This window comes from Exiguobacterium sp. s132, from assembly GCF_018617235.1.
GTDB classification, from domain to species: Bacteria; Bacillota; Bacilli; order Exiguobacteriales; family Exiguobacteriaceae; genus Exiguobacterium; species Exiguobacterium profundum.
In genome coordinates this window covers 1,889,248-1,909,933 of record NZ_JACSJU010000001.1, presented here as the reverse complement: position 1 = coordinate 1,909,933, position 20,686 = coordinate 1,889,248, and the positions used below count along the sequence as shown (strand labels likewise).

General features: G+C 49.0%; 20 protein-coding genes. 15 read left to right on the top strand and 5 right to left on the bottom strand.

Annotation, left to right across the window (positions count from 1 at the left end):
• Positions 1 to 6: 6 nt before the first annotated feature.
• The 5 genes from KNO78_RS09665 to desA all read left to right on the top strand — a co-directional run bounded on the left by KNO78_RS09665 (position 7) and on the right by desA (position 5,052).
• Positions 7 to 1,134: a YfbR-like 5'-deoxynucleotidase gene (locus KNO78_RS09665; protein ID WP_078147724.1), complete on the top strand. Its 1,128-nt coding sequence runs from the start codon at positions 7 to 9 to the stop codon at positions 1,132 to 1,134.
• Between the two features lie 129 nt (positions 1,135 to 1,263).
• The gene (locus tag KNO78_RS09660; RefSeq protein WP_012727454.1) at positions 1,264 to 1,596 is read left to right on the top strand and encodes a PadR family transcriptional regulator; all 333 of its coding nucleotides are present in this window, start codon (positions 1,264 to 1,266) and stop codon (positions 1,594 to 1,596) included.
• Entirely contained in the window at positions 1,593 to 2,120 is a 528-nt protein-coding gene (locus KNO78_RS09655) for a DUF2812 domain-containing protein (protein WP_196431312.1), read from the top strand. Before KNO78_RS09660 ends, KNO78_RS09655 begins: the two co-directional genes overlap by 4 nt.
• A gap of 175 nt (positions 2,121 to 2,295) precedes the next feature.
• Positions 2,296 to 3,837: an alpha-amylase gene (amyS, locus tag KNO78_RS09650; RefSeq protein WP_374193984.1), complete on the top strand. Its 1,542-nt coding sequence runs from the start codon at positions 2,296 to 2,298 to the stop codon at positions 3,835 to 3,837.
• 201 nt (positions 3,838 to 4,038) lie between these two features.
• Positions 4,039 to 5,052, top strand: coding sequence for a Delta(5) desaturase DesA (gene desA, locus KNO78_RS09645; protein WP_074035599.1), 1,014 nt, complete (start codon positions 4,039 to 4,041; stop codon positions 5,050 to 5,052).
• A 35-nt stretch (positions 5,053 to 5,087) separates the two neighbouring features.
• Here desA and KNO78_RS09640 read toward each other — a convergent pair whose 3' ends face one another.
• On the bottom strand, positions 5,088 to 5,918 hold the full coding sequence (locus KNO78_RS09640) for a lipoate--protein ligase family protein (RefSeq protein WP_214690412.1): 831 nt from the start codon (positions 5,916 to 5,918) through the stop codon (positions 5,088 to 5,090).
• 17 nt (positions 5,919 to 5,935) lie between these two features.
• Entirely contained in the window at positions 5,936 to 6,871 is a 936-nt protein-coding gene (gene lipA, locus KNO78_RS09635; RefSeq protein WP_324292278.1) for a lipoyl synthase, read from the bottom strand.
• A gap of 288 nt (positions 6,872 to 7,159) precedes the next feature.
• Here lipA and KNO78_RS09630 point away from each other — a divergent pair, with 288 nt between their 5' ends.
• Positions 7,160 to 9,109: a glycoside hydrolase family 3 protein gene (locus tag KNO78_RS09630; RefSeq protein WP_214690413.1), complete on the top strand. Its 1,950-nt coding sequence runs from the start codon at positions 7,160 to 7,162 to the stop codon at positions 9,107 to 9,109.
• A 41-nt stretch (positions 9,110 to 9,150) separates the two neighbouring features.
• On the opposite strand, the gene KNO78_RS09625 is transcribed toward KNO78_RS09630, so the two are convergent.
• Positions 9,151 to 9,996, bottom strand: coding sequence for a DegV family protein (locus tag KNO78_RS09625; RefSeq protein WP_159563021.1), 846 nt, complete (start codon positions 9,994 to 9,996; stop codon positions 9,151 to 9,153).
• Positions 9,997 to 10,004: 8 nt separating this feature from the next.
• On the bottom strand, positions 10,005 to 10,853 hold the full coding sequence (locus KNO78_RS09620) for a lipoate--protein ligase family protein (RefSeq protein ID WP_159563020.1): 849 nt from the start codon (positions 10,851 to 10,853) through the stop codon (positions 10,005 to 10,007).
• 101 nt (positions 10,854 to 10,954) lie between these two features.
• Here KNO78_RS09620 and KNO78_RS09615 point away from each other — a divergent pair, with 101 nt between their 5' ends.
• The gene (locus KNO78_RS09615; protein WP_159563019.1) at positions 10,955 to 12,250 is read left to right on the top strand and encodes an HD domain-containing protein; all 1,296 of its coding nucleotides are present in this window, start codon (positions 10,955 to 10,957) and stop codon (positions 12,248 to 12,250) included.
• A 22-nt stretch (positions 12,251 to 12,272) separates the two neighbouring features.
• Entirely contained in the window at positions 12,273 to 13,859 is a 1,587-nt protein-coding gene (locus KNO78_RS09610) for a Na/Pi cotransporter family protein (RefSeq protein ID WP_214690414.1), read from the top strand.
• 39 nt (positions 13,860 to 13,898) lie between these two features.
• Here the strand turns inward: KNO78_RS09610 and KNO78_RS09605 are convergent, their stop codons facing one another.
• Entirely contained in the window at positions 13,899 to 14,087 is a 189-nt protein-coding gene (locus KNO78_RS09605) for a 2-hydroxymuconate tautomerase (RefSeq protein ID WP_012727443.1), read from the bottom strand.
• Between the two features lie 147 nt (positions 14,088 to 14,234).
• Between KNO78_RS09605 and ypfJ the strand changes: the two genes are divergently transcribed.
• The 7 genes from ypfJ (at position 14,235) to KNO78_RS09570 (ending at position 20,547) form a co-directional block, all read left to right on the top strand.
• Entirely contained in the window at positions 14,235 to 15,089 is an 855-nt protein-coding gene (ypfJ, locus tag KNO78_RS09600) for a KPN_02809 family neutral zinc metallopeptidase (RefSeq protein WP_031422139.1), read from the top strand.
• 94 nt (positions 15,090 to 15,183) lie between these two features.
• Positions 15,184 to 16,032 carry a MurR/RpiR family transcriptional regulator gene (locus KNO78_RS09595; RefSeq protein WP_031422140.1) on the top strand — a complete coding sequence of 283 codons (849 nt, stop codon included), beginning with the start codon at positions 15,184 to 15,186 and terminating at the stop codon, positions 16,030 to 16,032.
• Positions 16,029 to 16,496, top strand: a complete 468-nt coding sequence (locus KNO78_RS09590; protein ID WP_214690415.1) for a GNAT family N-acetyltransferase — start codon at positions 16,029 to 16,031, stop codon at positions 16,494 to 16,496. Before KNO78_RS09595 ends, KNO78_RS09590 begins: the two co-directional genes overlap by 4 nt.
• 101 nt (positions 16,497 to 16,597) lie before the next feature.
• Positions 16,598 to 17,491, top strand: a complete 894-nt coding sequence (gene murQ / locus KNO78_RS09585; protein ID WP_035387829.1) for an N-acetylmuramic acid 6-phosphate etherase — start codon at positions 16,598 to 16,600, stop codon at positions 17,489 to 17,491.
• Between the two features lie 13 nt (positions 17,492 to 17,504).
• Positions 17,505 to 18,878, top strand: a complete 1,374-nt coding sequence (locus KNO78_RS09580; RefSeq protein ID WP_031422144.1) for a PTS transporter subunit EIIC — start codon at positions 17,505 to 17,507, stop codon at positions 18,876 to 18,878.
• A 60-nt stretch (positions 18,879 to 18,938) separates the two neighbouring features.
• Positions 18,939 to 19,988: a DUF871 domain-containing protein gene (locus KNO78_RS09575; protein ID WP_214690416.1), complete on the top strand. Its 1,050-nt coding sequence runs from the start codon at positions 18,939 to 18,941 to the stop codon at positions 19,986 to 19,988.
• A gap of 55 nt (positions 19,989 to 20,043) precedes the next feature.
• Positions 20,044 to 20,547, top strand: a complete 504-nt coding sequence (locus KNO78_RS09570; protein WP_031422148.1) for a YwhD family protein — start codon at positions 20,044 to 20,046, stop codon at positions 20,545 to 20,547.
• Positions 20,548 to 20,686: the final 139 nt, after the last annotated feature.

Here is a 20,686-nt window from a genome sequence, read left to right as displayed (position 1 = left end):
GAAACCATGCATAACGGAACGTTTATCCGAAAGATGACACGTATGCAAAACGTGCAACGGTGGGATGAATATGCCCCCCATTATCATGATAACGCAGCGAGTCATAGCTTTCGTGTCGCGGTCTTTAGCTTGATCGCGGCTTATGTGGAAAAAGAGAACGGACGTGAAGTCGATTTGCTCGATTTACTCGGGAAAGCCATTTTCCACGACATGAATGAAGTCCAGACGGGCCCGATCATGCACCGGACGAAAAAAGAACCGACCTTGATCGGTCACATCGAGCGTATGGAACGAACAGCGAGTCTCGGTCTTGTCGAGCTGCTGTCGCAATCATTACGTCCTCACTTTCATCGTTTCGTGGTGGAAGCGGAAGATGATTCTTTCGAAGGTCGAATCGTGGACGGAATTGATTCGTTCGATGCGATGTTGTTCGTGCGACGAGAAGTCGCGCACGGCTCTCCGCACTTTGATGACAAGCTAGAAGAGATGAAAGCCGCACTCCGACATCATCCGATTGATTCGGTCCGCTGGCTGTTCGACCAGGTCGAGGCAGAAACAGATGTGTTGCGATTCATCGAGAACGTCATGCGGATGGATAGTGTCCGTCGCTGGAAAGGTCGCTTTAACACGATTGACGACAACGATGCGATTCATGGTTTCCGGGCTGCCGCGCTCGGTATGTTCAGTGGGCTCTTAGAGCGTGAGAAGTACGACGTCGATGTCGATGTCGCCGAACTCGTGGCTCGTCTTCTCTGTCACGATTTAGTTGAAGGGGTGACCGGAGACGTGCTCGGTCCAGTCAAACATTCGACGCAAGAGACGGGGGCTGCGTTTGAGGCATACGAGCGAGCGGAAAGTGAACGTCTGCTTGGACTGTTGCCTGAGTATATGCAACCGGCGTTCCGTCGATATATGGCTGACTCGAAAGACGATACGTATGAGGGAATGCTCGTCGACATGATGGACAAGCTTGATGCGCTCATCAAGATGAACATGGAGCGGAAGATGAACGGGGCCGAGTATGAGGTCACGTATCGCGAGCAGCTCCGTAAAGTCCAGATGCGATATGAGAATCCAAGCATGATTTTCTTCCTGGCGTATATCTTGCATGATTTAGACTATGTCACTAGTTAAAACCGTTTATCTTGAAGTCGCATACCTAAAAGGGTGCGGCTTTTTTTATATCATTTATTGACATATATCATTTAACGATATATATTGAGTATAAGAAATATATCATTCAATGATATAGGAGGTGGAAAGATGCCGCGAACGGACTCATTAGAGTTAGGGGAACTGACGGATAGTATGTTTTATATCCTGTTGGCGCTCACGACGCCGCGTCATGGCTATTTAGTCATGCAATTTGTCGAAGAGACCACGCGAGGGCGAATGCAAATTGGTCCGGCTTCGATGTATACGATTATCAAAAAGTTGTTGAACGCCGAACTGATTGAACCGATGGATGGGGACGGAAAGAAAAAGAACTATCGAATCACGAATAAAGGCCGCTCGATTTTAACGGATGATGTGAAGAGACGACAGGCGATGGTCGAAGATGCCTGTGCCATTTTGGATATGGAGGGATCAAGATGAGACAAAAGTATATGTCGAGCTGGGGATTGGCGTTTGCTGAAGAGCGTGAGATGCGGAAACTAGAACGAATGGCGGCCAAGGGATGGCATTTGAAGAAGTTTGCCCCGCTAGGATACACGCTCGTTGAAGGGGAACCGGAAGACGTTCAGTATAGTTTGGACTATCGTACTCGTCCAGACGAAGACTACTTTGACCTGTTTGCGTCGAGCGGGTGGGAACATGTCACATCAACCGGGGATGAGATTCATATTTTCAAAGGAGATCGAGATGCCAAGCCGATTTACTCGGATGTCGAAACAACAGAGGAAAAATATCATGACATGGAGCGTCAGATGGGAAGAGCTGCGCTCATCCTAGGTATTTTATGGATTGCACTCTTTTCGTTGTTTCAGTTTGATTGGCCAACCGTTGTCGAGACAATATTGATTGGGATTCAACTACTCGTGACAATCGGTCTCGTGTTTACAGGACTTCCGTACATCGGCTACCGTTTCAAACGCAAACGAATTAGCCGGGAAGGATGACTAGGCGGATGGCACAAGCCATCCGTCTTTGTTTCGTTCGACTGAACTATTCGAATGAGAAATAGTTAGGGAGAGAGAACTGTTTTTTAGTGTCTATCTATGCAACAAATTAAAAATCATTCACAATTATTAATGCAAGCGCTTTCATTAACTATTTGAGGAGGAATGAAGGATGTTGAAGAAACGACAAGGGATTGCTGTCCTAGCTGGAGTGACATCGATTGCACTGCTTTCGGGGCAACCGGTCGCACAGGCAGCGACCCCACAGAACGGTACGATGATGCAATACTTTGAATGGTATGTTCCAAACGATGGCCAACACTGGAACCGACTCTCGAACGATTCGCAGCACTTAAAAGATATCGGGATCTCGACCGTTTGGATCCCACCAGCGTATAAAGGGACATCACAAAATGATGTTGGATACGGGGCGTATGATCTGTATGACCTTGGAGAATTTAATCAAAAAGGAACGACTCGGACAAAGTATGGAACAAAAGCGCAGCTACAGTCGGCCATCTCCAACTTACGCGGGAAAGGGATTGGCGTATATGGGGATGTCGTCATGAACCATAAAGGCGGAGCGGATTATACCGAATCCGTTCAAGCTGTCGAGGTCAATCCTTCTAACCGGAATCAAGAGACGTCTGGGGAATATGCCATTTCTGCCTGGACTGGATTCAATTTTGCTGGACGGAACAATACATACTCGCCGTTCAAGTGGCGTTGGTATCATTTTGATGGGACCGACTGGGATCAATCACGAAGTCTGAGCCGAATCTACAAATTCAAGAGTACGGGTAAGGCATGGGATAGTGAAGTGTCGGGTGAGAACGGGAACTATGACTACTTGATGTACGCCGATGTCGATTTTGAGCATCCGGAAGTACGTCAGGAGATGAAAAACTGGGGGAAATGGTACGCGGATTCGCTTGGATTGGACGGCTTCCGACTGGATGCGGTGAAGCATATCAATCATTCATACTTAAAGGAATGGGTGACGAGTGTTCGTCAGGCAACCGGAAAAGAGATGTTCACTGTTGCGGAGTATTGGAAGAATGACTTAGGGGCCATCAATGATTACTTGACCAAGACGGGCTACACTCATTCCGTATTCGATGTACCACTCCATTACAATTTCCAAGCGGCAGGGAATGGTGGCGGTTACTATGACATGCGGAACATTTTAAAAGGTACGGTCGTCGAGCAGCACCCAACACTCGCTGTGACGATTGTCGACAATCATGATTCGCAACCAGGACAGTCACTTGAGTCAACAGTCGCGAATTGGTTCAAACCGCTTGCCTACGCGACCATCATGACACGTGGTCAAGGGTATCCAGCACTATTCTACGGAGATTATTATGGAACGAAAGGGACGACGAACCGTGAAATACCGAATATGTCAGCGTCGCTTCAACCCATTTTGAAAGCGCGTAAAGATTTCGCCTACGGCACACAACATGATTACATCAATCACCAAGACGTCATCGGATGGACACGTGAAGGAGTGACGGACCGTGCGAAGTCTGGTCTTGCAACGATTTTATCGGACGGACCAGGCGGGGCGAAATGGATGTATGTCGGAAAACAGAATGCAGGGGAAGTGTGGAAAGACATGACAGGAAATAACGGACGTCTCGTGACGATCAATGCGGACGGTTGGGGCGAGTTCTTCGTCAACGGTGGCTCGGTTTCCATCTATACGCAACAATGAATCAGTTAGACTTGTCTCTAAAGATAGGGGCGAGTCTTTTTTCTGAATTTTCACCACATAAGTTTTATACGTGATATAATGACCTAGTGTTAATTCTTGATAGGGAATACTTCCGATCCATGAATTCACATTGAACAACGTTGGTTGTTGGTTTTATCTATATTTTTGCGTTGTGACGCTGTTGAATTCAAGGAGGTTGTTATGAGTAAAGAAAAGATTGCCCAATTAAGAAAGCACGTCTCGCCGTTTGAAAAGTCCGATATTCGGATCAGTGTGCGGCAGATGATCAATACGATTTTACCGTTTCTCGTATCGTGGTTTTTAGCGTACCAACTACTAAGTGTCTCGATTTTCCTGACATTGCCGTTCACGTTGATTGCAGCAGGATTTGTCGTGCGGATGTTCATCATCTTCCATGACTGCACACACGGTTCATTCTTTAAAAATAAGAAGGCGAACGCGATTGTCGGAACCATTACAGGGGTCTTGACGTTATTTCCATACGAGAAGTGGAAACGAGAGCATGCGATTCATCATGCATCGAGTGGGAATTTGGATAAACGGGGTGTCGGCGACATCTGGGTCATGACGATTGAGGAGTATATCGAAGCGTCAAAATGGACTCGTCTAAAGTATCGCCTATATCGTCATCCGCTCGTTATGTTCGGTCTCGGACCACTTTGGCTTATTCTCGTCACGAGTCGTTTCAACCGAAAGGACGCGCGGAAAAAAGAACGACAAAATACGTATCTCATCAATATTTCTCTCGTCGTCCTATATAGCGCGCTCATCTATCTGATCGGTTGGCAAGCGTTCTTGATTGTACAAGGAACGACGATGTTCATCGCCGGTGTGCTCGGAATTTGGTTGTTCTATGTTCAGCATACGTTCGAAGATTCCTATTTTGAAGATGAGCAGGAATGGGATTATGTAAAGGCGGCCATCGAAGGAAGCTCGTATTACGAGTTGCCGAAAGTGCTTCAATGGGTGACGGGTAATATCGGATTCCATCATGTCCACCATCTGAGTCCACGCGTGCCGAACTACCATCTAGAAAAAGCACATACGTCGACACCGCCGTTACAACGGGCGACGACAATCGGACTGTTTTCAAGTTTGAAATCGTTACGCTACAAATTGTATGATGCGAACAACAAAACATTCGTCACGTTCCGAGAAGTGCGCCATCTGTTGCGCCGAGCGAACGCGGCATAAAAAAAGATTGTCCCTGATCAAAAGGGACAATCTTTTTAGCGTTTCCAGACCCATTCATCACTCTCGTACTTCTTGACGAGCAAATCGATTTCGGCTTGCTGTTCTTTCGTGAAGACAAGCGGTTCGAACGTCAACGAGAAAGCGTCCTTGAAGCCGGTCTCGAATGCGGCCGCTACTTCGTCAAAGGAAACGAAACGCTTTAACGTGTCGTTCAAGGCGACGGCTTTTTCGCTGAAGCGGGTTTTGGCTTCGTGTTTCTCCGTCTCATCCATCGCGAAACAGTCAAACAACACCTCATCATCGACGGAGAGAGGAATCGAACCATGTTGAAGCACGGCCCCTTGGTGGCGCACTTGTGCGCTACCCGCAATCTTCTTCCCGTCAACAGTAAGCTCATAGTATGAAGCAGCATCGAAGCAGACGGCCGATTTTGGTTTGCGGAGCGCTTCGCGATCCTCTTCCGTCAATGGCACCGAAAATTCGGCGGGGACGCCGAGTTCGTGATATCCGCAACGAACCCCTTCCGTGAGTAGGCGATAGCTCTCGATGATATTCGTCGGGAGGGCAGGGGTCGATTCGGGCAAGATGACGCTATACGTCAACTCATCCGCATGCAACACGGCACGTCCCCCTGTTAAGCGACGAACGACCGGAATATTGTTCGCTTTGAGGGCGTCCCGATCCAAGTCACGCGTCGCTCGCTGGAAACGTCCGACGCTGATTGCATGAGGTGCCCATGAATAAAAACGAAGCGTCGGTTTGAGTTCTCCCTTTGCGACCCAATTGGCGATGGCTTCATCAATCGCCATATTTTTAGCCGGTGAAGTCGATTCAGTTCTAAGTAAGTGCCACGTCGTACCAGTCATAATCTCTCTTCTTTCTGTTAGTCGATTGGCAACATCGTGTGGCGACGCGCCTTGTGTACTTGTTCATCCGCGTGGTATGACGAACGGACGAGTGGACCTGCCTCACAATGTGAGAATCCTTTTGATAGAGCAATCTCTTTCAACTCGGCGAACTCGTCCGGATGGTAGTAACGTTCCACCTCGAGGTGTTTCTTCGTCGGCTGCAAGTATTGACCGAGCGTTAAGATGTCGACGTTGTGCGCGCGGAGGTCATCCATCGCTTCAATCAATTCCTCTTTCGTCTCCCCAAGCCCAACCATGATCGATGACTTCGTCGGGATATCCGGGTTCAATTCTTTCGAACGCTTCAAGAACTCGAGCGTGCGGTCATATGTTGCTTTCGCACGGACTCTCGGTGTGAGGCGACGGACTGTCTCTAAGTTATGGTTCATGATGTCAGGACCCGCATCGATCAACGTCTGCAAGGCAGAGAAGTCACCCATCATGTCTGACGGGAGCACCTCAATCGATGTCTCCGGGTTCATGGCGCGAACCGCGCGAACCGTTTCTGCGAAGACAGTAGCCCCGTAATCGTTCAAGTCGTCACGCGCGACAGCCGTGATGACGACGTGTTTCAAGTTCATAAGTCGAACCGATTCGGCGACACGCTTTGGCTCTTCCCAATCGAGCTCGTTCGGTTTCCCAGTCGTGACGGCACAAAAACGGCAAGCACGTGTACAGATACTTCCAAGAATCATGAAGGTCGCGGTCCGACGTACCGCCCAACATTCATGAATGTTCGGACATTTCGCTTCCTCACATACCGTATGTAAATTTTTCTCGCGCATCATCTTCTTTAGGCCGGTATACGTATCATTCGTGTTTAATTTAATCTTTAACCATTCCGGCTTACGTTTCAGTTCCCCTCTTGCCACAATAATTTCCCCCTTTTTGAAAGTTAACCTGTATCGAATTGAGTTTACCAAAAAACGAATCAAAAACGAACCACAGAAATTATTGGTTTTGCCAATACAGTTCACTGTGTATCAAAACAGAAACATTGTTTCAAAATGGTTACGCTTTCACTTGAACAATTGTTTCTAAAAAGTGGAGTTGCTATACTGTTGTTGACCACCTGAATAAGGACCAAATGTAACTGATGCGATCAGGCATGGGGTGAACGAGCGTTGATGAGGCAACGCTTCTTCCTCCATGCCTTTTCGTTTGGGGGTCAGCCAAATTTGACTAAGGGGAGTGGGAACATGAACAAGGCACTGAATTGGACGGCAACACTCGGATTGACGACGGCATTGCTCGTCTCGTCGGTTCCAGCAGCAGACGCGGTCGTGGCGGAAGGGACGCCGACGATGTCGATTGACCAGCGCGTCAACACGAAGCTAGAGTCGATGACGCTCGAACAAAAAATCGGGCAGATGATCATGCCGGACTTCCGATTATGGAACGGGGCGAACCATACATCTCTTGCACCGGAAGTGGCGCGTGTCATCGATCGTTTCGATCTCGGTGGAGTGATATTGTTTGCGGAGAACGTGAAGGAAACGGAACAGACGACGAAACTCGTTCATGATTTGCAAGAAGTCGTGAAACAAGATGCCAGCAATGATGTCCCGTTATTCGTCACGATCGACCAAGAAGGTGGGATTGTGACACGACTTGGGACGGGAACGAATTTACCGGGGAATATGGCACTCGGGGCCACACGTAACAGTCAATATGCCTATGATGCAGGGAAAATCATCGGTTCTGAATTGAACGCACTCGGGGTAAACGTGAACTTCGGACCGGTACTTGACGTCAACAACAATCCGGGGAATCCGGTCATCGGCGTCCGTTCGTTCTCGAGCGACCCTGAACTAGTCGGGGAACTCGGTTCCGCGATGACACAAGGTATTCAAGACCAAGGTGTTGCAGCAACGGCGAAACATTTCCCAGGTCATGGCGATACGGCCGTCGACTCGCATTATGGGTTACCGGTTGTCGATAAATCACTCGACGAGTTGCGTGGTCTCGAGTTGTTACCGTTCAAACGTGCCATCACAGAAGGAATCGACATGATCATGACGGCGCATATCGGGATGCCACAAATCGAGGACGAGGTCGTCGAATCAGAACGCGGCACGTTCCCACTCCCGGCGACGCTTTCGGATGATGTCATCACGGGAGTGCTTCGTGAGGAACTTGGATATGAAGGAATCGTGGTGACCGACGCACTCAACATGCAAGCCATCGCAGACAATTTTACGGAAGCAGAGGCGGTCATCAAGACGTTCGAAGCAGGGGTCGACATCGCGCTCATGCCGACGATTTTACGCTCGGAAGCAGATGTGATCAAACTCGAAGCAATCTTTGAGGAAGTCATTGCGGCAGTGAAGGATGGACGTTTATCGGAGGCGACCATCGATGAATCAGTGGAACGCATTTTAAAACTGAAAGCAGAGCGTGGAATTTGGGGAGAAACGACGGACTCCACGACGCTCGAGATGAAGCTCGCAGAAGCGAATGCGACGGTAGGGAGCGCTGAGCATAAAGCGAAGGAACGTGAAATCGCGGAGGCGGCAGTCACTCTCGTGAAGAACGAGAAGAAGACGCTCCCATTCAAACCGAAAAAAGGAGACACGGTGCTCGTCTTGTCGCCAGCGAAAGACCAAACGGATAGCATGGTGAAAACAATCAAGTCACTAGAAAAGAATGCAGGGAATATGAAAGACGTGAACGTCATCACGGCCAACTACTCAGCATCAACGCCGCATCTAGATCAAAATCCGGCACTACGGCAACAAGTTGAGGCGGCTGACTATATCATCGTCGGTTCGAACGTGAACAACAGCGCGAAATTAAAACCGACATCAGCTGATCATTATGTACCGGCCGAAGTGTTCCGTTATGCAAATGAGACAGGGAAACAATCGGTTTTACTCAGTTTGCGCAACCCATACGACATTGCCGTTCAACCGGATGCCCCCGCACATCTCTTAATCTATGGATTCAAAGGCGATCCGAACGGTCCAGATTCGGAGGCGGGCAACTTGAAGTCGGCTGGTCCGAACTTACCGGCAGGCATTCGTGCCATCTTCGGTGAAGTGAAGCCACAAGGGAAGTTGCCGGTAGATGTACCGAAATTTGTGGACGGTGTATTCCAAGACGAAAATTACGCGCAGTTCGGTGATGGATTTAAAAACTGGAATCGCTAAACGAAAATGAGCTCGCCCGAAAATCGGGAGAGCTCATTTTTTCATGCCTCGAAATAGGCGATGACGAGTAGACCGGGACCGGTGTGGGCACCGATGGCAGACCCGACCAGTGTCTTCGTGATGTGCTTCGGTTCGAGATGTTCGCGGACCATCTTCTCGAACTGTTCGGCTTTTTCTAGGTCGTCACCATGACCGATGAAGAGGTCTCCGTTCTCGACGATCGACTTCGATTCGACTGTCCATTCGACCATCCGGCGCATGACCTTTTTATGACCACGCACCTTTTCAATCGGGACGAGCTTGCCGTCCTCGACCGTCAATAACGGTAAAATCGTCAACAAGTCTCCGATGAAAGCACTCGCCTTCGAGACACGTCCGCCCCGCATCAAATATTCGAGCGATTCGACCGTGAACAAGTGGCGGACTTTGCCGACGAGCGAAGTGGCATACTCGACCGTTTCTTCATACGTATGGTCTTGACTATACGCTGCGACCGTTTTGACGAACAATGCCTGTCCGACAGAGGCGGTCCGTGTATCGAGAACCGTGAATGTACTGTCTGGATATTCCTCTTTCAACATTTCGCCGACCATGACAGCGGTTTGGTATGTACCGGAGAGTTCTCCGGAGAAAGCGAGATATAAGAACGGGATTCCAGCCTCGAGATGCTGACGGAAGCAGTGTTCGATTCGTGACGCCTCGATTTGGAACGTCTTTGGCGTCTTGCCATGCCGCATCGCTTCGTATACTTCTTTTGGTTGAATCGTCTCACCGTCTAAAAATTCTTCGTTGTCGATGATGACACCGAGCGGTAAAATCTCAAGACCGTATTCGATGATTTGATCGTGTGTCAAATCGGCCCCGGTGTCTGTGATCAGTTTAAACATTGGATGAATCACTCCTCTGTTAGTTGTTGTTCAATGTCGCGTAACGGTTCATTCCGTTTCCACATGCGTTCGAGCTGACTTGAGAACATTGTTTGCTCGTCTGCCGTCAGTGTCGCGTTTTGGAGCGAACTGACAGTGGAAAGAACGCGGTAGGCTCGAGTGAGGACATCTTGCACGGTAAGCGGGATTCCAAGCAAGTCTTCAAGCGAAGCCATCGTTTCCGGTACAATGGTAGGGTACGTGAACTTTGTCACTTCTCCTTGAATGGCAAGGTTGTAAAAGTCACGGATGATTTCAGCACGTGCGCTCCCGCTCTGTCTTACGCTCAAGTAAATTTGAACGGCGACACCGCCACGGACGCGTCGTTGCGAAATCCCAGCGAACTTTTTGCCGTCGATCGACAAGTCGAAACTTCCAGGACAGTATGAGCCGACGACTTCACCTGGGACGATGTCATTCGTGACGTCTTGGAACATGTGTTGGATGAGCGAGGTCATAGCCTCATAGCCGCTGTCGATTTGAATCCCGTCCTTCTCTGGTAAAATTAAAGAAAGGTTGAGGACGTCATCGTCTAGCACCACGGCTAAACCGCCTGAGTTTCGGACGACGGGACGGAATCCATGTTCATGTAAGTAACGAATTCCCTCTTTCAAATGAGGCAGCCGAGCATCCTGGATTCCGAGTACAATCGTATCGGTGTGCACCCATGCCCGCAAGACGGCACCTCGTTCTTGCGTTGACGCACATAACGTATCATCGGTCGCAAACGATTGTTCCGCTTGAAACATCGTGCCAAGACTCGACTGATCGATGATGCGATAGCTCGGTTGTCGTAATAATGGATGGATCATATTCATTAATTCCTTTTCACAAAAAATTTTCCTCCTCATTATAGCATGGAGGGAACGATTCGTTTGAAGTCGAATCTAGAACATAACGAAACGTAGGAGGGCATGTCATGTACTCGTCTCGAGGACAACTATCTGGATCGAAAGTATTTAAGGATCCGGTACATCGATATATTTATGTTTACGATCACCTCATTTGGGAGTTGATCAATACGAAAGAATTTCAGCGTTTGCGTCGTATCAAACAACTTGGAACGTCTTTTTTGACATTTCATGGCGCGGAGCACACGCGATTTCATCACTCGCTCGGCGTATATGAAATCGCACGCCAGTTAATCGATCAGTTCCAACAGTATCCGGAATGGGACGACCGCGACCGTGAACTACTGTTGGCAGCAGCGCTCTTGCACGATGTCGGACACGGTCCATTCTCGCACGCGTTCGAGCACGTCTTTTCCGTTCGTCATGAAGTGTGGACGGAGCGCATCATTTTAGGGGAAACCGAAGTAAATAGGGTTTTATCTGAGATGGGTGTCGGGTTTGCCGAAGAAGTGGCCTCCATCATCAATAAGACGCATCCGAATCGCTTGATTGTCAATATGCTCAGCTCACAGCTTGATGTCGACCGGATGGACTATTTGTTACGCGACGCTCACTTTGCGGGTGTCAGTTATGGAAAGTTTGATTTAGAACGCATGTTGCGCGTCTTGCGTCCGGATGAAGACCAAGTCGTGGTCAAGCAGTCTGGGATGCATACGATTGAAGACTATATTATGCGTCGCTATCAAATGTATTGGCAAGTGTACCTTCATCCGGCGACACGGTCGAGCGATCTCCTCTTGAAAGCGATTCTTGAGCGGGCACAGGAGCTCTATGAGAGTGGCTATGAGTTTAACATGACGCCGAAACACTTTTTGCCGATCTTTGAACGCACCGGTATGTCACTCGAACAATATTTGAAATTGGATGAGACGGTCGTCTACTTCTATTTCCAAGAATGGATGGAAGAAGACGACGCGATTCTAGCCGATTTGGCGAGTCGATTCGTGAATCGCCGATTATTAAAATATAAGAACTTCCCGGAAGCGAATCGTGTCCGTTATATGGAGCGCTTGCGACAGACGATGGAGACGATCGGGCTTCCACCAACATACTATCTGCTTGAAGATCAATTGAGTCAATTGCCATACGATTTATATAAAGGACAAGGCAAATACGAGGGGATTTATCTACAGATGAATGACGGGGAGCGAAAAGAGATTTCAGAGGTCTCGATGCTCGTCCAGTCGATTTTGAACTCGAGACAATCGGATGAAAAAATTTATTATCCGGAAGATGTGTTGTTGAATTTAAAAGATTATGCGAATGAAAAATCGTGGATTTTATCGACATTGAAGGACGATTAAACACGCAAAGGGGCGTGACACGATGGAGATTGCGACACTGATTGGTGGAATCGGGATTTTTTTACTCGGGATGACGTTACTGACAGATACGCTCAAAAAATGGGCTGGTACACGATTGCGTCATCGGTTGAATCAATTCACCGACGGCTCTTTGTCAGGGGCGACTCTCGGCGCAATGCTGACGACCCTGTTTCAATCTTCCTCGGTGACGACACTGATGACGATTGGGTTTGTGAGCGCGGGGCTTCTCACGTTCACGCAATCGTTACCTCTCGTAATTGGCGCAAACGTAGGCAGCGCGACGACGGGATGGATCATTGCCATCCTCGGCTATAACTTAGACGTGCGCCAGTTGTTTTTGCCGATCATTGGAATCGGGATGGCGTTTCGTCTATCCAGTCCGCGCCTTCGCCGTGTGGGACTGTTGCTCGTCAGTATCGGGTTGATCTTTGTTGGGATTGGGACACTTCAAGAAGCGATGCGGGATGTCGTCACGTTCTCGTTTGGCTCGGCCGGTGAGATGACCGTTCTGCATCAGGCACTTCTGATTGGAATCGGATTTATGATGACCGCCGTCCTTCAGTCATCGACGATTGGACTCGTGCTAACGATGACGGCTCTCGCGACGGCGGCGATTTCACTCCCGCAAGCCGCTTATTTGGTGCTTGGTCAAAGTGCGGGGACGAGCCTCGTCGTGGCACTCGGTTCAATCGGAGGCTGGAAGTCAGCCCGACGCATTGTATTGGGGCATGCCATCTACCACGTGTCAATCGTCCTCATTGGATGGCTGACGTTCCCTGTTCTCTTCGAGGTCGTCAATCGAGTAGCCGATTGGTTCAACTGGAACGACTTATTACGTCTCGCCTTATTCCATACGACATTCCATCTACTAGGTGTGATCTTATTCCTACCATTTTATCAAACGTTCGCACGGCGATTACTGAAGTGGATTCCGAGTCGCTCCGAAAAATTGACACATCTGCTCGATAAAAACATGTCACAACTCCCTACGGTCGCTCTTGAAGCGGCACGACGCTCTTTACTTGAAATCGAACGATATTTAGGAAATGAGACGGAATTGCTTGTCCGAGAGGGACGTCTTCGTGAAGATGAATTGACGCTCGTCGACAAGACGTTGAGCGATGTCCGTGTCTTTTTGAGCACGATACGTCTTGAAGATGAAGGAAAGCAAAATGATTATGGCCAACATCTATCCCTCTTGCATACGATCGATCATCTGGAACGCTGGTTATATGTCTTGCGAGAAGTCGAACCGGTCCACGCACTTCGGGACACCGACTTTTTAGCGGCACGAGAACTCGTATTGCATGAGCTTGACCTTGTGAATCAACTGAATCATCATACGCCACCAGAGGATTCGAAGCTGTGGAAACAGGCCTCAAAACAACTGGCGGAATATCGAAAAGCACATCGCTCGGAGCTGCTAGAAGAAACGGCGGCGAATCAGTTGGAGATGGACCAGACGATACAAAAAGTACAAGTATTGCTCTGGCTCGACCGTATCGGCTACCACATCTGGCGAGCGACACGTCACTTGATTAAGCCGACCGTACCGAGTGAACGGTTCGACGTGAACCGAGAAGACTAGAACAAAAAACGGACTCCATATCAGGAGTCCGTTCGTCACTTACTTCTTATCTGCGTGCATTACACCGGCTTGTCCGTAATGTGTCGCATCCATCTCTTCGATGAAGACGGTGATGTTTTCTTTTGGCGCATTCGTCGTTTCGGAGACGGCATCCGTCACTTTTTCAATCAACGCGCGTTTTTGTTCCACGGTACGGCCCGGGAGCATTTTTACAGTTACATAAGGCATGGTCATTCCTCCTTTGCTGAAGTCTCTTTCATTGTAGAGAATCCCCTTCCTCTAGAAAAGAAAATTCTCATCTACCTCGAAACATGAGCTCACTTTTACCGGATTTGGGGTAATAAACAAGACAGAGCGAATGTAGGAGGAATCGGGATGAAGTGGAAAGGAAGACAACAGAGCCGGAACGTCGAGGATCGACGTGGGCGTAGCATCGGAGGGAAAGGGATTGCCGGGGTCGGAGGCGGTCTTGGGTTGATACTCGTCATCGTCTTTACATTATTGAACGGGGGAAGCCCGACCGATCTCGTCAACAATATCGGACTCGGGGAACCTCAATCGGAGGGGACGTATACCGGAACGGCTCGTGAAGAGGAGATGGCAGATTTCGTAGCGGTTGTCTTAAAGGATACGGAAGAAGTGTGGACAGACATCTTCGCTGAAAATGGGATGACCTATGAAGAGCCGACGCTCGTCCTATTTTCCGGACAGGTTGAATCCGCTTGTGGTATTGCCGGCTCCGCTGTGGGTCCGTTCTATTGTCCCGGCGACCAAAAACTGTATATCGATTTGAGTTTTTATGATGAATTGAGTCAACGTTTCAATGCACCAGGGGATTTCGCGATGGCTTATGTTGTCGCCCATGAGGTCGGGCATCATGTCCAAACGCTTCTCGGGACGACAGAAGAAATCATGCCGCTTCGTAACGAGATGAGCGAGACCGAATTCAATCGCTATCTCGTACGCTTCGAGTTGCAGGCAGATTACTATGCGGGCGTATGGGCCCATCACGCGCAAGGGTTAGGGTATCTTGAAGCGGGAGACGTGGAAGAAGCGATGAATGCCGCGCATCAGATTGGCGATGACACGCTGCAGCGTCAGGCACGTGGATATGTGACACCAGACTCGTTCACGCATGGGACGTCGGAACAACGCATGCGGTGGTTCGAGAGAGGGTTTGAGAACGGATCGATTCAAGGTGGCGACACGTTCAATACGAACAACTTATAGATCGGGCGCCTGCTCGATCTTTTTAGGTGATTGGAATATGTGGAAGGAATCCGCTATCATAAAAGAACAACAGTTGCAGGAAGGGGATGACCAAATGGAATCCTTACTTACGAAAATTGATTTAGCGAAAGAGGATATGACAGCGGTCGAAAAGAAGATCGCCGACTATATTTTGTCCCATTCAACACTCATTCCAAACATGACGACAAAAGAGCTTGCGCAAAAGACGGATGTATCCGAGGCGAGTATCGTTCGCTTCGCTCGAGTCGTCGGAATTGATAGTTTTAAAGCGTTCAAGCTCGCGCTCGTGAAAGACTTGGCTGTCACGGAGACGACGCTGACGGACTTTAACGTCCTCCAGCAAAAAGACACGCCGTATGACTCGTTCCAAAAAGTCATCCATGTGAACAAGGCGGCAATCGAGGCGTGCGCCGAAGCGATGGATAAACGAGAACTTGAACATGCAGTGGACCTGTTCGCTCGCGCGAACCGCGTCATCTTTTACGGGGTCGGGGGGTCTTCGACTGCGGCAATCGATGCGCAATATAAGTTTACGAAGCTGGGATATGCGGCCACGACCTCTCCCGATTTTCATTATATGTTGTCGCTGATCCCGCATTTAGGAAAGTCTGATGTATTCGTCGCAATCAGCACGTCAGGACGAACGAAAGATGTGCTCGAGCTCGTCCGATTTGCGAAAAAGAAACGTGTTCCGGTCATCGCCATCACTAACCTCGACAAATCACCGCTTTACCGAGAAGCGGACGTTCGACTCTGTACACCGAACGTCGAGAGCGACTTCCGAATCGCGAGCATCGCCTCACGGATGACACAATTGACGATTGTCGATACGTTATATATGGGACTCCTCCACCGGAAGGGAGAAGGGTTGATTGATCGGTACGCAGAAGCCCGTGATGAGATGGTGAAACTACGCCGATGATTCAACCTTATACGGCTGAAGATCGTCAAGAATTGCAACGCTTTTTGATGGACCAGCGCACATTCGCAAGATTGAATGAACAGACAGTCGAGATGTTTCGTGACGAGAACGTGGCAGATTTTGAAGAAGAAGGTACCATTAGCCTGATTTTTCGTGAAGAAGAGCGAATCGTGGCAATCGCCGACCTCTTAAAAAAACATCCGATCGATGGCTCGCTTTGGCTTGGTTTGTTCGTTGTCGAAGAATCTCTCCATGGGACAGGTTTGGCGCAAACGTTGTATGAACAATTGGAAGACCAATATATGCGCCCGTATCAAATGGAGTTTCGGTTAGGCGTGCTTCCTCATAATGTTAGAGCTCGCCGATTTTGGGAGCGAAACGGATACGTGTATGAGAAGGATTCGATCACGAATAAAGGAACACGTGTGCACGTCTTGAAAAAACGACTCATTCGTTCAGAGTGAGTTTTTCTTTAAAGTTTATTTGAAATTAAATTTCATAAAAATTAAATTATAAATTGACTTTAAATTTCAATATAGTACGATGAAATCATAGAGAAGAAAGGATGGTGGCGATGCTAGATAAACTGGCTACAGAAAGACGGAATGAACGAACGATGCACCTGGACGAGATGTCGATTGAGGAACGATTGGCGATTATGAATGCAGAGGATCATAAAGTTCCTCAAGTGATTCAAGAGCAACTTCCGGTCATCACAAAAGTCGTGGAGCGAGTCATCGCATCCTTTCGTAAAGGCGGTCGCCTGATTTATATCGGTGCGGGCACGAGTGGACGTTTAGGGATTTTAGACGCAGCGGAGTGTGTGCCAACTTTTGGAGTATCACCCAATCAAGTCATCGGACTGATTGCCGGCGGCGAACGCGCGCTCATTCAAGCCGTTGAGGGAGCAGAAGACAGTAAGGAATTGGCGGTCACAGATTTGAAAGCGCTTCATTTGACGGCAGAGGATACAGTCGTTGGGATTGCAGCGAGCGGTCGAACGCCATATGTGGTCGGAGGTCTCGATTACGCACGAGAACTCGGTGCCACAACAGCTTCAATTTCATGTAATCGCGATGCAGTCATCAGTCGACATGCGGATTACCCGATTGAAGTGGAAACGGGACCGGAAGTACTGACCGGTTCAACGAGATTGAAGGCGGGAACAGCACAGAAACTTGTCCTCAACATGATTTCGACGACGTCGATGATTGGAGTAGGGAAAGTGTATCAAAACTTGATGGTTGATGTGCAACCGACGAATGAAAAGCTAGAAGTGCGTGCCAAGCGGATGATTGCAGAAGCGACAGGGGTCGACATGGAAATGGCCGCGCGTTATTTTGCTTCATCCAAGGGGCACGTCAAAACGGCGATTGTCATGATTTTAGCGGACGTCTCTTATGAGGAGGCTGTCAAACGATTAGAGCGCGCGAACGGATTCGTCCGCGAGGCGCTATAAGGGGGAAATCGAGATGAAGAAAGAAGAGGTTTTAGCACGGGATATCCTCGCACATGTCGGGGGGAAAGAGAACATCCGTCAACTCGCGCATTGTATGACACGTGTTCGACTGACGCTGAAAGATGGAACGAAGGCAGACATTGACGCATTGAAAAAGATTGACGGGGTCATGGGTGTCATCAATGATGAGACGCTGCAAATCGTCGTCGGCCCAGGTACTGTGAATCGGGTCGCGGATTATATGAGTCATGAGACAGGGCTCGCAATCGGGGAAGAGTCGGTTGATGCGAACCTGACGTTAGAGGAGCGTGCGGCAATCGAACGCAAGAAGGTGAAAGAAAAACAAAAGTCACCGTTCAAACGATTTCTTCGTCGCCTCGGGAATATCTTCATTCCGCTCATTCCGGGACTTGTCGCATCGGGGATCATTAACGGGGCAGCGAACTTTGCCGTCAACGCCGGCGTCGACCGGACGGAGACATGGATGCAGATTCTACTCGTGCTCGGTAGCACGGTCTTCGCGTACTTAGCCATCCTTGTCGGTTGGAACACGGCAAAAGAGTTTGGAGGAACGCCGGTACTCGGGGCGATTGCCGGGGGGATCCTGTTCAACCCGCTTCTCGCGGACATCGTCATTTATGGGGAGCCGCTCGTCGTCGGGCGTGGGGGATTATTCGGTGTTATTTTTGCCGGTTGGCTCATGACGTATATCGAGAAGCACATTCGTCGCTTCATGCCGGTATCCATTGATATTATTTTCACACCACTCTTTACAGTCTTGATCGTTGGATTTACTGCTTTATATGCAATAATGCCGGTCGCTGGCGTATTGTCAGACGGTATCATGCGAGGAATCAATGCGACGCTTGAATTCGGGGGACCTGTCGCAGGGGCACTCTTGGCCGGATTCTTCTTACCGCTTGTCATGGTCGGATTGCATCACGGTTTGACGCCAATCCATTTGGAACTGCTGAACACGGTCGGAACAACGGCCCTTCTCCCAATCTTGGCGATGGCCGGGGCGGGGCAAGTCGGTGCAGCGCTTGCAATCTTTGTGAAGACGCGCAACCCACGCCTTCGCAATATTATCAAAGGGGCCATTCCGGTAGGTTTCCTTGGAATCGGGGAACCGCTCCTGTATGGTGTCACGCTTCCGCTCGGACGGCCTTTCTTGACAGCGTGTCTCGGGGCCGCGGTCGGTGGTGCCTTCCAAGCGACAATGAAGACAGCGGCGCTCGGGGTTGGTGTTTCCGGTCTATCGCTCACACCATTGATTGATAATGGCATGTATTTGACGTACATTGCCGGACTATTGATTTCATATACGGCAGGCTTCCTGTTTACTTATTTCTTCGGTTTCAAAGAAGAGATGGCAGACGGGATTTAATAAAAAAAGATGGCTCCAGTCGAGTCATCTTTTTCTCTACTTTTGGAAAGGTGGATTCATATGAGAGGGATTTCAGTGTACTTAGGCGATGAACTGACACTTGATTCGATGGCTTGGATGGAACGCATGCGAGAGGCAGGGTTTACGAGCATCTTCACGTCGCTCCATATTCCTGAAGACGATCCGACAACTTATACGGAACGACTTCAGCAATTAGGTGCGTTGGCAAGTCGTCTAAAGATGGAACTCGTGGCGGATATCGCTCCATCGTCTCTACAGGCACTCGGTAAGACTTGGGATGATGCTCATGCGCTGTTGGAGTGGGGTGTCACCGGGTTACGTGTTGACTATGGTGTCACACCGAAACAAGTGGCGGATTTATCACGACATATGATGGTCGCCCTCAATGCGAGTACGCTCACGGAAGCAGAGCTTGAAGAGATGCTACGACAAGGGCTACGACGTGAGCATGTCGAAGCGTGGCATAACTTTTATCCCCGTCCGGAAACAGGACTCGAGCGTTCTTGGTTTGATGAAAGAAACGACTGGTTACATGCGCAAGGAATACGGGTACAAGCATTCATCCCTGGAGATGAACGGTTACGTGGCCCCCTTCATGAGACATTACCGACACTCGAGATGCACCGCCACCAATCTCCGTTTTCGTGTTATATCGATTTACAAGCGAGGGTCGATCGAATCTTGATTGGAGATCCATGTATATCCAATCAGACGATGCGACAGTTTCGGGAGTACGACGATGGCGTCATCGTTCTTCGAGCGACCACACGAAATCATGATGATTCGGTTCCAACCAGTCACACGAATCGGATGGACCCAGGCCGGGACGTCATCCGTTCGGTCGAATCGAGAGCGTATGGACGACCTGGGGACCATTTGATTCAACCGCGAGATACAGAAGAACGAGTGCTCGGCAGTATCACGATCGACAATGAACGTTACGGTCGTTATGCAGGGGAACTGCAAATAACGAAGCGGGATTTGCCGGCAGATGAGCGCGTCAATGTCATCGGAAGGATCATTGAAGAAGATCGTTCATTAATCCAACAGATCGGTCCAGGGGGACGCTTTCAAATCGAGTGGGTGTGACTCAGGATTGCCACCATCCTATATCATTGTGTACAGTAGAGAGGGAGGGTGGAACATGAAAGACATTAATTTTAATATTATTTCAGACGATGCGACGGACGGACACGGTGGTTTTGGTGTCGGTTCGCTTAGTTTAAATAACATGTCTCCGGTCATCATCGATGTCGAAGAAGGCGTTGCAACAATCGATATGGGAGCGATGCACGCCAAGTCTGCCATCGAGAAACGGATTAAGTTTTTGACGGACCCGGAAGCGGTACCGAACGGGAAACCGTATTGGATCGTGTGGGTGACGGTCGGTCGAAAACCGGAAGGCTTTTATTATGGCGGTGTCGCGGCATGTGACATGTTAGTTGACGTGGAAGCGAGACGGGGTTATAAATTATTACCGTATCACGTTAATCAAATGGATAAATCGTTAAAGGGTCGGATTTTAATCGACATGATGGACGCTCCGTCCCGCGACGTTTTAGCGAACTTCTTACAAGAACATCGCCCTGAGATTTGGGCAAACTCGACTGAACTTCATGCAGAGCTCGAGCGTGTAGACGCTGAGTAAAAAGATTGGACGAATTTTCGTCTCCAATCTTTTTTGTTTCAAGTTTTTGGGAATTTCAAGAGAATTTGTAACTGAAGAGATATTCAGTTGTAATTGTATGAAAATTCAGTATTATGATATACTGACTACATTGTGAAAA